Origin of the sequence: Duganella zoogloeoides (assembly GCF_034479515.1) — a bacterium.
Taxonomy (GTDB): Bacteria; Pseudomonadota; Gammaproteobacteria; order Burkholderiales; family Burkholderiaceae_D; genus Rugamonas; species Rugamonas zoogloeoides.
Genome location: NZ_CP140152.1, coordinates 6,247,874 through 6,261,640, shown reverse-complemented (window position 1 = coordinate 6,261,640; position 13,767 = coordinate 6,247,874). Strand labels below are relative to the sequence as shown.

Here is a 13,767-nt window from a genome sequence, read left to right as displayed (position 1 = left end):
CTTCCTCCTGTTACTAAACGACCCGTAGAAATATGCCGTGTGGCATAGGGCGTACACCCCGAGCGGCAGATTATCGCCACGGGCGGCGCCCACATACTCTGTCGCGCCGGCAGCAATGCACACGCTTGCCGGCCAACCGAGAGCAGGTTACTTTTAAAGGAAGTGAAAATGAGCAAACTGATCGCCGCAGCAGCCGTACTGGCAACCCTGACCTTGAACATTGGCGCCGCGACGGCGCAAGAGAGCCCCTGGCAAGTGCGCGCCCGCGCGGTGTACCTCGATCCGGCCGACAAGTCGGCGCCGGTGGCGGGCGTGGGCGCGTCGGACCGTATCACCGTGAGCGACAAGACCATTCCCGAAGTCGATATCTCGTACTTCTTCACGCCCAACTGGGCGGCCGAGCTGGTCCTCACCTATCCGCAAAAACACGATGTGTACCTTGACGGCGGCAAGATCGGCACCTTCAAGCACCTGCCGCCGTCGCTGCTGCTGCAATACCACTTCACCAACAGCACGCCGCTCAAGCCCTACCTGGGCGCCGGCATCAACTACACGCGCATCTCGAGCGTAAACCTGCTGGGCGGCGGCGCCGACCTGGAGAACGACAGCTTTGGCCTGGCGGTGCAGGCAGGCGTGGACTACCAGCTCGACAAGAACTGGTCGCTGAACTTCGATGTGAAAAAAGTGCAGATCCGCAGCGACGTGTTCATCGGCGGCGCCAAGGCCAGCCGCGTGAAGGTCGATCCGGTGCTGGTCGGCGTGGGTGTCGGTTACCGCTTCTAAGGCCACTGCGCGTGGGCGCTATAATGGGGCATCCCGTTTGCCGTCAAGAATGGAAACACGCCCATGCGCAAGACACTGATCCTCCTGATGCCGCTGCTGTTGACGGCCTGCGTCGATGATTCCGCCTCGTACTTCGTTGATGGCAAGGCCGGCAGCCATGCGCTGACCGTGCACCGCGCCCAAAAATACTTCTGGAGTAATGTCACCACGGTCGAGCTGATCATGCAGCGCCTGCCCGACTGCATGCGCCGTTTCGAACTGACCGATCTGCCCGCTGACGAAGTGGAAATCGAAGTGCTGTCCGGCGGCGACAACGTCTGGACCCTGCGCTCGGGCAGCGAACTGTGGCAGGTGGAATCGCAGACCTGCACCATGTATCCCGACGTCAAGGGCGACGGCGGCGAACTGATCGGCGTGTTCCGCGACGACGGCGGCAAGTTCGTGTTCGAGGAGGCGGTGCTGGAGCCGGTCCCGGTTACGGTCCCGGCAACCCCGGCACCAGCACCGGCGCAATAAGCTAGCGGCTCAGGGCAACGCGCTGCGGTACCAGGCGCATACGCTTTGCCACGACGGCACCACCGTCCCCACCCAGCCTGAACCGGCTCACCAGCTCCGCCAGGTTCCCCGCCTGCTCCTGCATGCTGCCGGCCGCAGCGGCAGCCTGTTCCACCAGCGCAGCGTTTTGCTGCGTCACCGAATCCATCTCAGTAATCGCCATGTTGACGTGGCCGATCCCCGTGCTCTGCTCGCTCGATGCGTCGGTGATCGCCGCCATGATCTGCGTGACCTTCGAGACGCTGGCCACCACCTGGTCCATCGTGGTGCCGGCCTCGGCCACCAGCGCGCTGCCGGCGCTGATGCTGTCCACCGACGAGTTAATCAGTTCCTTGATCTCTTTTGCCGCCGCTGCCGACCGTTGCGCCAGGTTGCGCACCTCGGAAGCGACTACCGCGAAACCACGGCCCTGCTCGCCGGCGCGCGCCGCTTCCACCGCCGCGTTCAGGGCCAGGATGTTGGTCTGGAAGGCGATACCATCGATCACCGAGATGATATCGACGATGCGGGTGGCCGAGGCATTGATGGTTTCCATGGTCTGCACCACCTGCGACACCACCTTGCCGCCCTGCGCCGCCACGCTCGAGGCCGACTGCACCAGGTTGTTGGCCTGCACTGCGTTGGCGGCGTTCTGGGTCACAGTGGAAGTCAGTTCCTCCATCGATGCGGCCGTTTCTTCGAGCGAGCTGGCCTGCGATTCGGTGCGGGCCGACAAGTCCATATTGCCGCTGGCGATCTCGCTCGAGGCGGTGGCGATGGTGTCGGCGCTGCGGCGGATGTCGCCGATGGTGTCCGACAGGCGCGCCTGCATGGCTTTCATGGCAGCCAGGATGCTGTCCTGGTCGCCGGCGCCGGTACGGATCTCGGCGCTCAGGTCGCCCTCGGCGATGCGGCGCGCCACTTCGCCCACGTAGGCGGGATCGCCGCCGATCGAGCGCCGCACGCTGCGGTTGACCATGCTGACGATGCCCCACAGCAGCGCGTACACGGCCAGCAACAAGCCGCCCGACCTGGCCAGCGAGGCGCGGAAGGCGCCGTCGATGTCATCGGTGTACACGCCGGTGACCAGGTTCCACTCCCACGGCGCGTAGCGCTGCACACGGCTGAGCTTGGGTACCGGCTCGGTCGTGCCCGGGCGGGTCCAGTAATAGTTGACGAAGCCGGAACCCTCGGGCGAGGAGCCGGCCGCCAGGATGTCGCGGTACAGGTACGTGCCATGAGGGTCCTTGACGTCGCCCACGTCCTTGCCGTCGGTCTCGGCCTTGAACGGATTCATCAGCGAAACCGTGCCGCGGGTGATGGTGATGTAGCCATCCTTGCCGTAGCGCAGTCCCCGGATCAGTTCGAGCGCCTGCTTTTGCGCATCGTCCCTGCTCATGGCGCCGGACGCGGCCTTGTCGCCGAATTGCTTGACGATGGAGAGGCCGGCGTCGTCGATATGGCGCAACTCGTTCTTGCGTTCCTCGACGCGCAGCTCGCGCGTCTGAAAGGCGTGGACCACGAAGATCACGGTGATGCACAGCAGGCTGCACAGCAACGGTACCCACAGTTTTTGCTGGAACGACAGTTTGTTCATGGCAGGTCTCCTTTTTGTTTCTTTAGAGAACAAGAATACAGAAATGGTTCCTGTGCAGCGGATAAATAAAGTAGGGGTGTTGTTTAAATGCGAGGCTGCTGAAAGCCATAAGAAAGGTTGCTAGTAGGTGCACACAAGAAACAAAATCTGTCAGAATGGCGATAACCTATCTTAACAATTGTGCTTTTTATGAAACTCCTTCTGTCGGCGGCGCTGGTGGCCTTGTGCATTTCATCCAGCCTGGCAGCCACGCCTGCATCGCAGACGGCGCAGCCGTCGCCGGCAGCGCGCCGCGCCATCGACAGCGCCAGCTGGCTGGCCCATGTGACCACCTTGTCGTCCGACCAGTTCGAAGGCCGCGCGCCCGGCTCGCCCGGCGAAAAAACCACCATCGACTACCTGCAACAACAGTTCAGGCAGCTCGGACTGGCGCCCGGCAACCCGGACGGCAGCTACGTGCAGGCGGTGTCGCTGGCCGCCATTTCCAGCTATCCCACGCTCAGCTACAGCATCGGTGGCAACTCTACCCAGCTCAAGTTCGGCGACGACTACGTGGCCTGGTCGGCACGCCCGCAAAAAGAGATCGACGTCCATGGTTCCGAGCTGGTGTTCGTCGGCTACGGCATCCAGGCGCCGGCGTTGCGCTGGGACGACTACAAGGGTATCGACCTCAAGGGCAAAACCCTGGTCATGCTGGCCGGCGATCCGCCCGGCGTGAAGGAGTTCGGCACGGGCGCCGGCAGCTACTACGGCCGCTGGGCCTACAAGTTCGAGATGGCGGCACGGCTTGGTGCGGCCGGGGCGCTGCTCATCCACGATCCGAAGACGGCCGGCGCCTCGTATGAGGTGCTGCGCAACACCTGGACCAACGAAAATTTCTTCCTCGACAGCAGGGAACCAAACCCGGACTTTCCGCTGGTGCCGGGCTGGTTGCAGCACGACCGCGCCCGCACGCTGGTCAAGGCCGCAGGTTTCGATCTCGACAAGCTGACCCGGCAGGCCGGCAAGCGCGACTTCCACCCGGTACCGCTGGGCGCCACGCTCAATTTCACGGAAGTGAACGCCTGGCGCACGGTTGCCACCAGCAACGTGGTGGCGCGCATCGAAGGGTCGGACCCGCAACTGAAGCACGAAGTCGTGTTGTACAGCGCGCACTGGGACCATTTCGGCCTCGACGACACCCTGCCCGGCCCGCGCGCGCAGCAGATCTTCCACGGCGCGCTCGATAACGCCGCCGGCGTGGCCGCGCTGCTCGAAATCGCCAAAGCGTACCAGGCGCTGCCGGTGCCACCGAAGCGCACCATCGTGTTCCTGGCCACCACCGCCGAGGAACGCGGCCAGCTGGGTGCCCGCCACTACGCGCGCCAGCCGCTGTATCCGTTAAAAAACACGCTGGTGAACCTGAACATCCACGGCCTCAACGTCTGGGGCCGCACCAGCTCGGTCCTGCTGCGCGGCATGGGCAAGTCCAGCGCCGACGACGTGGTGGCCGCTGTGGCACGCCGCCAGGGCCGCACGCTGCGTCCGGAAGGCCCGCTCGAATTCGGCAACATCTACCGTGGCGACCAGTTCGAATTCGCCCGCGCCGGCGTGCCGGTGGTCGCCCTGGGCGAGAGCCCGGACTACGTCGGCCGCCCGCCCGCATGGGGCAAGGACAAGCTGATGCGCTACCACGCCCAGGTCTACCACACGGTGCACGACGTGGTGGACCCGAAATGGGACTTACGGGGCGCGGTGCAGGACATGAACCTGCTGTTCGAGGCGGGATACCAGTTCGCGCAGGGCAAGGACGGTCCCGTGTGGCGCGAAAAGGCCGAATTCAAACGCTAACCGGGCTTGTGCGCCGCCAGCAACCTGGCCGCAATCGACACCACCACCGGCGACTCCGGCCATTCATCCTCCGGTCCGAACCACCGCGCATCCGCGATCTCGCTGTCATCGAGGCGGATTTCGCCGTCGAGGTAGTCGGCAGTGAACGCGATCATCAGCGAATGGGGGAACGGCCACGACTGGCTGGCGAAATATTGCAGGTTGTGTACCCGCAGGCCCACTTCCTCGTACACCTCGCGATGCACCGCCTCCTCGATCGATTCGCCGGCCTCGACGAAGCCAGCCAGCGCGGTATAGCGCTTGTACGGCGAATTGGTGTGCATCGCCAGCAACACCTGGTCGCCCTTGCGGATCAGGACCATCATGGCCGGCGAGATGCGCGGGTAGGCCATCATGCCGCAGTTCGGGCACTTGTAGCAGCGCTCGCCCTGCAACTGTGCCATCGGCGTCGCGCAGACGCCGCAATAGCGGTGGGTGCGCGCCCATTCGGCCAGCTGGAAGGCGCGGCCGGCCAGTCCCAGGAAACCGTCGTCCAGCACCCCGAACAGCGAACGCAGGCCGTGGTAGCCGTGCTCCGCGTCCGGCGCCAGCGGTGCGTCGAGCCAGGCCAGCTGGTAGTAAACGCCCTCCCACAAACCCAGCGCGTGGATGCGTTCGGGGGCAATCGGCAACGCCGCAACGATGGCGGGCGCCGGCAACCCCAGCGTGGCGTTGTTTAGCAACAACTCTCCGCGGTGGAAGACAAAGGTGCGCGGCGCGTCGGCCGCTTGCGGGCGGATCAGGGGTTCGAAGGTAGCGGGCGTAGACAGCATAAGGCGGGCTCGGTGACAGGCGGGGTCCCATCTTACCGCCTTTCAGATTTGCCCATCGCCATCCCCCGATCAGGCAGGGTTTTACATTGTTGCTTCACGGCCAAAATGTGACCATGTCCCTGCAGCGAAACGGTATGATAGGTGAACACTTGTGCCGTCTTTTTGTTACCTGACCCTGCCTTCATGACCACTCCTGACCCTGCCGCCGCCCCTACCGTGACGAACACCCCCGCCAGTGCGCTGGACAATGTGATGGCGCTGGCGGCGCAAGGGCGGCTGGCGATCGCCGACCTGTTCGCCGCAGCGGCGGTGCTGACCGAAAGCGGCCAGCCGCAGGTGGCCATTGCCCTCTACCGCACCTGGATCGCCCACAGCGACACAAGGCTGATCTATGCCGCCTGCTTCAACCTGGCGGTGGTGCTGTCCCAGACCGGCGACGACGTGGGCGCCGAGGCAGCCTTGCGCCAAGCCATCGCCAACAATGCCAATTTTGTCGAGGCGCGCCTGAACCTGGGCAGCCTGCTCGAGCGCACCGGCCGTCCCGATGCGGCGCTGGCCATGTGGCAATCGATCCTCGATGACGGCCTGGTGCCGGACATCAAGACCACGCCTGCGCTGTACGTGCAAACCCTCAACAACCTGGGGCGCCTGCTGGAAATCCGCCGACGCTACCCGGAAGCGGAAGCAATGCTGGCGCGCAGCCTGCACGTCGATCCGCAGCAAGCCAACGTGATGACGCACTGGGTGCACCTGCGCCAGAAGCAGTGCGCCTGGCCCGTGTACAGCGGCCTCGAACATATTTCGCAGGCCACCATGCTGGAGGGCACGTCGGCGCTGGCCATGCTCAGCGCGTCCGACGATCCGGCCATGCAGCTGGCCGCCGCGCGCCGCTTCGTGGTGGAAAAGGTCAACGCCGCCGTCGCCCCGCTGACCGGCGAACACGGCTACGACCACGCGCGCCTGCGCATCGGCTACCTGTCGTCGGACTTTTGCTCGCACGCGGTCTCGATCCTCACTGCCGAGCTGTACGAGCTGCACGACCGCAGCAAGGTCGAGGTCTATGCCTTCAGCTGGAGCCGCGAGGATGGCTCGCCGCTGCGGGCGCGCGTGGTCAAGGCCATGGACCATTACATCCGCATCGACCACCTGACCGACGAGCAGGCCGCACGCACCATCCGCGCCCACGAAATCGACATCCTGGTAGACCTGCACGGCCTGACGCTGGGCGCACGGCCGAACATCCTGGCCTACCGGCCGGCGCCGGTGCAGATGACCTACCTGGGCTTCCCCGGCAGCACCGGCCTGCCCGGCATCGACTACGTGGTGGCGGACGAATTTTTGATCACGCCGGAGATGGCCGAGCATTTCAGCGAAAAGCCGCTGACCATGCCCGACGCATTCCAGATCAACGACCGCCAGCGCCCGATCGCGCCCACGCCCACGCGCGCCAGCGTCAACCTGCCCGACGACGCTTTTGTGTTCTGCTCGTTCAACAACAACTTCAAGTTCACCGAGGAGATGTTCGCCAGCTGGATGAACATCCTGCGCCGCGTACCGAACAGCGTGCTGTGGCTGGTAGCCGATTACCCCGAAGTGCGCGACAACCTGTGGCGCTACGCGGAACAAGCCGGCATCGCCCGCCAGCGCCTGATCTTCAACAGCCGCGCGGTGCCGGCCGAGTACCTGGCGCGCTACCAGCTGGCCGACCTGTTCCTCGATACGTATCCGTTCAACGCCGGCACCACCGCCAGCGACGCCCTGTGGGCCGGCCTGCCGCTGATTACCCGCACCGGGCGCACCTTCTCGTCGCGCATGGCCGGCAGCCTGCTGCGCGCGGTGGACTTGCCGCAGCTGATCACCGACAACCTGGCCGACTACGAGGAACTGGCCGTGGCCCTGGCCCACGACCCGGCCCGCATCGCCGCCATGAAACGCCAGCTGGCCACCAACCGCCTCAACTGTGCGCTATTCGACAGCCCGCGCTTCGTGCGCAACTTCGAGGCGGCCTTGCAGCGCGTGGCCAAGCCAGCCGCACCGCGCCTGCCCGCACCGGCGCACGCCGTACGGCCCTCGCCGGCAACCGTGCCGGCAAGGCTGGACCAGATTCCGATCATCACCGTCTCGCACAATGCGCCGCAACAGATCGACACCTTGCTGGCCAGTGTGCGCCGCTTCCACAGCAACCGCGTGACCATCATCGACGGTTCCAACCCGGACGTCGCCGAGCGCATCCGCGCCATCGCCGCCCGGTACGACAATGTCGAGTTCATCGCTTTTGGCTACGACATCGGCCACGGCCCCGGCCTGGCCTGGGCCATCGAGCACCTGGGCCTGTCGGGCGAGGCGCTGCTGCTCGCTCCCGACGTGGAGCTGGTCAATGACGGCCTGCTGGCGGCATTGCACGCCGAGCTGGCGCCCGGCATGTATGGCGTGGGCGCCATCCACGCGGTGAACGAACTCGGTTATGCCCGCCCCGACGGCGCCTTGCGCTACCTGGATCCGGCCTGCCTGCTGGTCAACCTCGACGTGGTGCGCCAGTGGCCCCTGCCGATCAAGCACGGCGCGCCGCTGATCGCCGCCATGCTGGCCCTCGACCACGGCGGCAATCCGGACCTGATCAGGCACCTCGACTGGGTGCGTGCCGATCTCGCAGGCGGCGCCGGCGCCCACACGCCCCGCTTCCTGCAGCGCTCCGCAGCCGGTACGGTAAAGCCGGTCCTGGCCCACCACTACGACCTGCCCGGCGCCGCCACCACGGTCAATGTCGACCTGCTGCAATTCGTGCCGGTAACGGCGCGCAAGCTGGTGGAAGTGGGCTGCGGCGACGGCACGTTCGCGCGCGCATACCGCCAGCGTAACCCGGTCTGCAACATCACCGGCATCGAAGCGGAACCAGGCCCGGCCCAGGCCGCCCGCCAGCATTGCGACTTCGTGTTCCACGACCACATCGACACCACCGGTGCAGCCTTCTGGGACCACGTGCGCGGCGCCGACTGCTGGATTTTGGACCAGTCGCTCGAGCACATGGACGACCCGTGGAGCCTGCTGCAAAAAATCCGCACCAGCATCGCCCCCGGCGGCAAGATCGTTGCCACAATCAACAACTTCCAGCACTGGAGCACCCAGGCACGGCTGAACGCGGGCGACCTGCGCTACGGCGCCGATGGACTGGACAAGTCGCGCAAGCGGGTATTTACGCGCGGCACTGCGCTTGACCTGTTCCAGCAGGCGGGTTTCCAGGTCAGCGGCGGCAGCGCCCGCATCATCGACGAACCGGCCCGTGAAAAGTACCTGGCGGCGATCCGCCTGATGGCCGGCGCGTCGGGCATCGATCCGGTACAGGCGGTGGAAGATGCGTTGCCGTGGCAATATGTGATCACGGCAGTGGCCAGCTAGCCGCAGGGCACGCCTTCTGCGGTGTCCCAGACTTGCAACGCGGCATTTCATCTGTCATTATTTAAAATCAACTTCGAGACCCTTCGATCCAGACGCCGGCTGCCGGCCAGAAGCCTGCTTGCAGCTGTTATCGCTACTCCGGTTACTCCGGTTACTACAGCCATCATGTCTCTACCCAAAGTCAGCATTGTCATCCCGTCGTACAAGGCAGTCCATTTCGAGGCATGTTTACGTTCAGCCATCGGACAGACTTACCTGAACACGGAAATCCTGGTCAGCGATAACTGTCCCACCGAGGATATCAAGGATATCTGTGCGCGCTTTCCGTGGGTAATTTATCAGCGCAACACGGTGATCCGCGAGGACAATGTGCTGTCGGTGCTGTTCTCTGCCAAGGGCAAGTACATCAAGCCGCTGTTCGACGACGACCTGCTGCATCCGTTTTGTATCGAGCGCATGGTGTCGGCAATGGAAATGTCGCCGCAAAACCAGCTGATCTTTTCCGCTTCGCAGGTCATCAATTCCGACAACCAGCGCACCGATGTCCGCCGCCCCTACGAGGCCAACGGCAACCTCGACGGGCGCGACATGCAGCGCTCGATGGCTTTGGGCATGCGCAACTTTGTTGGCGAATTTTCCAGCATCATGTTCCGCCGCGATAAGTTGTGGGCGATCGGCTACAAGGACCTGTTCCGCATCGGCCGCCACGATTTCACGCGCGGTCTGGCGGACGTGGCGGCTTACATCAACCTGGCGCGCGACGGCCAGGCCTTCTATATCGATGAAGAGCTCACTTATTTCCGCCACGACCCCCGGCTCGAGTCGAATTCCAATATCAATGCCAATCCGTATTTCGGCAACTGTTTTTCGGACTACATCGATCTGCTCGTTGTCAGTCATGAGGCCGGCGTCATCAACACCGAAGAGTTACTCGCGCTGGAGGCCCAGGTGGCCGACGTCAGCGCCCGTTTGCACGACGTATTCGTGCAAATGGCGCCGGCACACCAGCGCTACCGAGACTACGTGGCCACTCTCCGGCAAGTCTGATCTGTCATTTCGAAAAGAATTTTATATCTCATATCGACCGATGCCGCATCATCCAGCCGCCCTCGAAGGGGCGTTCAAACGCGTGCTCAATTCCGGTTAGGCAGCACAGGCCCACGGCGCGCGCCAACGGTCTGGCAATTCACGGTCTTGCTGGAAGGCGCCCGCATCATCCGATATCTAACGCCGGACGCGCCTGCAGCAGAGTAATCCAGCATCGATACAGGAACCGCCGCCGCTGACAAGCAGCGGTTTTCGTTACCGACATTGGTGCCGGATTACGGTTCGCGTATCGACTCGTCCAGCGCCCGCGTGAGCGGGTACAGCAGGTACGACATCACGGTGCGCTGGCCCACCACGATTTCCGCCGAGACCGTCATACCGGGCAGCAGTTGCGTGCCCGGCGCCACCTTCTTCAATGCCCCCGTGTACGGAATCCGGCTCAGGTAATAGGTGTCGAGGCCGCCGCCGTTCTTGTCGGCGGTGTCGCGCTTGAACGAATCCTGGCTCACCGTGCGCACCTTGCCCTCCAACATGCCGTGCTTCATGAACGTGAACGCATCGACCTTGATGTGGGCCGGCATGCCGGTCTTGATGAAGCCGATATCGACCGAGTCGATCTGCACTTCCGCTTCCAGCTCGGCGCCCAGCGGCACCAGCGTGAACATCTGTTCGGCCTCGCGGATCACGGACCCCACCGAGAACTTGGCGATTTCCAGCACCACGCCGTCGGCTGGCGCGACCATCTGCACCATTTTCAGGCGCTTGTCGGCCTTCGACAGCTGCTCGTTGATGCCGTCGCGGTCGCGCGTGGCGGACAGCAGATCTTCCATCGCCTTTTGCCGCCAGCTGCGCTCGAACGCGGCGCGCTCGGCCTGTACCGACGCCAGTTCGCTGGCCATCTCGACCGCCTTGTTGCGCTGCATATCCATGTCGCGCTCGACTTCCAGGCGGCGGTCGCGCGCTTCGAGCAAATGCATCTTGGCGCCGAAGTTCTCGGCGACCAGTTGCTCCTGCATCGCCTCCACTTCGCGCAGGGATTTGACGCGCTGGGCCAGCACCACCTGGTCGTGCTTGTTGGTTTCCAGGCCGGCGCGCAGGCGTGCGATGTTCTGATCCATCTTCGATTTTTGCGCCTCGTAGTTGCCGCGCCGTTCCAGCGACAGCTGCTGCTGCAGGCGGGCGTCGTCGCTGCCCGCCTCGGTGCTGCCAGCCTTGCCGCCCAGTTCGGCACGCAGGCCGGCGGCCTGGTTGTTCAGGCTGTCGAGACGGATGCGCAGCTGGCTTTCATCGGCCGCGCTGAAGGTGGGGTCGAGCGTGGCCAGCAACTGGCCCTTTTTGACGATTTGTCCCACCCGCACGTCGATGCTCTGGATAATCGACGTATCGAGCGGCTGCAGCACGATATTCGGCAGCGGGTTGACCAGGCGGCCATGGGCGATGACGACCTTGTCGATCGGCGAGACGCTGGCCCAGACGATGAAGCCGACCAGCGTGAGCACCAGCAGGTGCAGGGTCAGTTGCACGAAGCGCGGCAGCGGGCCGCGCTCGATGGCGTCGGCGTCCGGCAGGAAGTCGATCTCGGTCTGATCCTTTTGCTGGCGGACCTTGGCCGGATTTACAGGTGGCTTGTTTGCTGGTTCCATAAATGCTGGTAAGTGTCGCTACGGGTAAGCAGTTCTTCATGCCGGCCGGCATCCACCAGGGAGCCTTGCTGCATGACCATGATTTTGTCGGCATTGACCAGCGTGGACAGGCGGTGCGAAATCATCACCACCGTGCGGCCCACCGCGATCTTCGACAGATTTTTAATGAAGATCGCTTCCGATTCCGGGTCCAGCGCGGAGGCGGCCTCGTCCAGGATAAGGATGCGCGGGCGCGCCACCAGCGTGCGCGCGATCGACAGTCGCTGCTTCTGGCCGCCGGACAGGTTGGAGGCGTTCTCTTCCAGGATGGTGTCGTAGCCCTGGGGCAGCCGCTCGATGAATTCGTCGGCGCCGGCCGCGACGGCTGCCGCCACCAGTTCCTCGAACGGGGCATCGGGCTTGGTCACCGACAGGTTCTCGCGCACCGTGCCGCGGAACAGGAAATTCTCCTGCAACACCACGCCGATCTGGCGCCGCAGGTGCGACAGCTCGATCTCGCGCGCGTCGATGCCGTCGAAGCGGACGATGCCTTCCTGTAGCGGGTACAGGCCCTGGATCAGCTTGGTCAAGGTGGTCTTGCCGGAACCGGAACGGCCGACGATACCCACCACCGTGCCCTGCTCGATGGTAAAGCTGGCCTTGTTGAGGGCCAGGTTCTGCGCACCGGGATAGCGGAAGATCACGTTGTCGAACCTGATTTCGCCATCCAGTTGCGGACGCAGGCCGGTGGCGCCGGCGCGGCCTTCCGGCGCGCGGTTCATCACCTCGCCCAGCATGCGCACCGACAGCGCGGTTTCCTGGTATTCGTTGACCAGGCCGACGAGCGAAATGAGCGGCTGCGTGACGCGGCCCGACAGCATCTGGAACGCGATCAGCGCACCGACCGACAGGGTACTGTCGAACACGTCGGCCGCGCCCACCACGATCAGCGTGACCGGCAGCAGCTTGCCGAGGAAATCGGTGACGGCATTGCCGGCGATCGAAATCTGCCCCACCCGGAAGTGCATGGTGATCGCCTCGGCCGAGCGCTGGTCCCAGGTGCGGCGCTGTGACGCCTCGATCGCCAGCGCCTTGACCGTGCGCATGCCGTGGATGGTTTCCACCAGCATGCCCTGGCGCTGGCCCTCGGCCGTGTACAGCGCGTTGAGGCGGCGCTGGAAGGTGGGCACCATGGCCAGCACCACGCCGCCGATCAGCGCCGCGAACAGCAGCACGATCAGGGTCAGCTTGAACGAGTAGCTGAACAAAATCGGAATGAACACCAGCAGCGAGATCAGGTCGAGCGCGGTGAAGAACAGCCGGCCGGTAAGGAAGCTGCGGATCTTTTCGAGCTGCTGCATGTGGCGCGTGATGACGCCGGCGCTGGTGGTCTCGAAAAAGTCGATGGGCAGGGACAGCAGGTGGCCGAACACGCGGCGCGTCAGGCGCATGTCGATTTTATTACTGGCGGCGAGCGTCAGGGTCTGGCGCAGGAAGCCGAACAGCGCGTCGAACACCAGCGCCATGGTGATGCCCACGGCCAGCACCTGCAAGGTCGTCACGCTCTGGTGCGTGAGCACCTTGTCGATCACCAGCTGGAAGAAGATCGGCGACGCCAGCGCCAGGATCTGCATGGCGATGGCGGCAATGAAAATGTCGCGGAACGCCGCCTTCTGGCGCAGGATTTCGGGAATGAACCAGCGCAGGCCGAACGGCTGGTGCGGGTCGGTAAACTTGTGCTCGCGCTTGACGAACAGCACCTCGCCCTGCCAGCGCTGCTCGAACTCGGCGCGCGCGACCATGATCACGGTGGCGTTGGCCAGCGCCGGGTTCAGTACCGCCACCTGGTCGGGGGCGCCGTCCTCGCCCGGCTTGACGCCGACGATGATGACCATGTTGCCGCTGATCAGGCGCGCCATCAGCGGGAACACGCCGCCCTGCGCCAGCAGGCGCGACCAGGTCAGCTTGTCGGCCTTGGCTTTCAGGCCGATCTCGGACGCCATGCGCAGCAGCATGCCGTTGCCCGGCTCTTCCGCGCGCAGCGCGTACTCGTCGATCAGGCGTTCGGGGTTGATTTGCAGGCCGTGATGCTGTGCGATCGCTGTCAGGCACTGTACCGCGGTGTGGGGAAATTTATCTTGCATAG

At 64.3% G+C, this 13,767-nt stretch carries 9 protein-coding genes; 5 read left to right on the top strand and 4 right to left on the bottom strand.

Annotated elements, in window-relative coordinates; genetic code table 11:
• The first annotated feature begins 168 nt into the window (after nt 1-168).
• Both SR858_RS27445 and SR858_RS27440 read left to right on the top strand, forming a co-directional pair.
• Nucleotides 169-783 carry an OmpW/AlkL family protein gene (locus tag SR858_RS27445; protein WP_019924520.1) on the top strand — a complete coding sequence of 205 codons (615 nt, stop codon included), beginning with the start codon at nt 169-171 and terminating at the stop codon, nt 781-783.
• A 63-nt stretch (nt 784-846) separates the two neighbouring features.
• Nucleotides 847-1,299 (top strand): hypothetical protein, encoded by a 453-nt coding sequence (locus tag SR858_RS27440; protein WP_019924521.1) that lies wholly within the window; start codon nt 847-849, stop codon nt 1,297-1,299.
• A 1-nt stretch (nt 1,300) separates the two neighbouring features.
• On the opposite strand, the gene SR858_RS27435 is transcribed toward SR858_RS27440, so the two are convergent.
• On the bottom strand, nt 1,301-2,914 hold the full coding sequence (locus SR858_RS27435) for a methyl-accepting chemotaxis protein (protein WP_019924522.1): 1,614 nt from the start codon (nt 2,912-2,914) through the stop codon (nt 1,301-1,303).
• 189 nt (nt 2,915-3,103) lie between these two features.
• On the opposite strand from SR858_RS27435, the gene SR858_RS27430 reads away from it, so the two are divergent.
• Nucleotides 3,104-4,744: a M20/M25/M40 family metallo-hydrolase gene (locus SR858_RS27430; RefSeq protein ID WP_019924523.1), complete on the top strand. Its 1,641-nt coding sequence runs from the start codon at nt 3,104-3,106 to the stop codon at nt 4,742-4,744.
• On the opposite strand, the gene nudC is transcribed toward SR858_RS27430, so the two are convergent.
• Complete coding sequence (gene nudC, locus SR858_RS27425) at nt 4,741-5,556, bottom strand: NAD(+) diphosphatase (protein WP_019924524.1); 816 nt, start codon at nt 5,554-5,556, stop codon at nt 4,741-4,743. The two genes, SR858_RS27430 and nudC, sit on opposite strands and share 4 nt — an antisense overlap.
• A 183-nt stretch (nt 5,557-5,739) precedes the next feature.
• Here nudC and SR858_RS27420 point away from each other — a divergent pair, with 183 nt between their 5' ends.
• Together SR858_RS27420 and SR858_RS27415 are read left to right on the top strand one after the other, a co-directional pair.
• Nucleotides 5,740-8,952 carry an O-linked N-acetylglucosamine transferase family protein gene (locus tag SR858_RS27420; RefSeq protein ID WP_026637778.1) on the top strand — a complete coding sequence of 1,071 codons (3,213 nt, stop codon included), beginning with the start codon at nt 5,740-5,742 and terminating at the stop codon, nt 8,950-8,952.
• A 165-nt stretch (nt 8,953-9,117) separates the two neighbouring features.
• Nucleotides 9,118-9,999 (top strand): glycosyltransferase family 2 protein, encoded by an 882-nt coding sequence (locus SR858_RS27415; RefSeq protein ID WP_019924526.1) that lies wholly within the window; start codon nt 9,118-9,120, stop codon nt 9,997-9,999.
• 275 nt (nt 10,000-10,274) lie between these two features.
• Here the strand turns inward: SR858_RS27415 and SR858_RS27410 are convergent, their stop codons facing one another.
• Together SR858_RS27410 and SR858_RS27405 are read right to left on the bottom strand one after the other, a co-directional pair.
• Nucleotides 10,275-11,642, bottom strand: a complete 1,368-nt coding sequence (locus SR858_RS27410) for an HlyD family type I secretion periplasmic adaptor subunit (RefSeq protein WP_019924527.1) — start codon at nt 11,640-11,642, stop codon at nt 10,275-10,277.
• A complete protein-coding gene (locus SR858_RS27405) occupies nt 11,615-13,765 on the bottom strand; it encodes a peptidase domain-containing ABC transporter (protein ID WP_019924528.1) in 2,151 nt (716 codons plus the stop codon). The genes SR858_RS27410 and SR858_RS27405 overlap by 28 nt, the downstream gene beginning before the upstream one ends.
• Nucleotides 13,766-13,767: the final 2 nt, after the last annotated feature.

Bases quoted from the DNA above. Each gene is read 5' to 3' on its own strand.
- nudC (WP_019924524.1), bottom strand. From the start codon at position 5,556: ATGCTGTCTACGCCCGCTACCTTCGAACCCCTGATCCGCCCGCAAGCG.
- SR858_RS27445 (WP_019924520.1), top strand. From the start codon at position 169: ATGAGCAAACTGATCGCCGCAGCAGCCGTACTGGCAACCCTGACCTTG.
- SR858_RS27415 (WP_019924526.1), top strand. From the start codon at position 9,118: ATGTCTCTACCCAAAGTCAGCATTGTCATCCCGTCGTACAAGGCAGTC.
- SR858_RS27420 (WP_026637778.1), top strand. From the start codon at position 5,740: ATGACCACTCCTGACCCTGCCGCCGCCCCTACCGTGACGAACACCCCC.
- SR858_RS27410 (WP_019924527.1), bottom strand. From the start codon at position 11,642: ATGGAACCAGCAAACAAGCCACCTGTAAATCCGGCCAAGGTCCGCCAG.
- SR858_RS27440 (WP_019924521.1), top strand. From the start codon at position 847: ATGCGCAAGACACTGATCCTCCTGATGCCGCTGCTGTTGACGGCCTGC.
- SR858_RS27435 (WP_019924522.1), bottom strand. From the start codon at position 2,914: ATGAACAAACTGTCGTTCCAGCAAAAACTGTGGGTACCGTTGCTGTGC.
- SR858_RS27430 (WP_019924523.1), top strand. From the start codon at position 3,104: ATGAAACTCCTTCTGTCGGCGGCGCTGGTGGCCTTGTGCATTTCATCC.
- SR858_RS27405 (WP_019924528.1), bottom strand. From the start codon at position 13,765: ATGCAAGATAAATTTCCCCACACCGCGGTACAGTGCCTGACAGCGATC.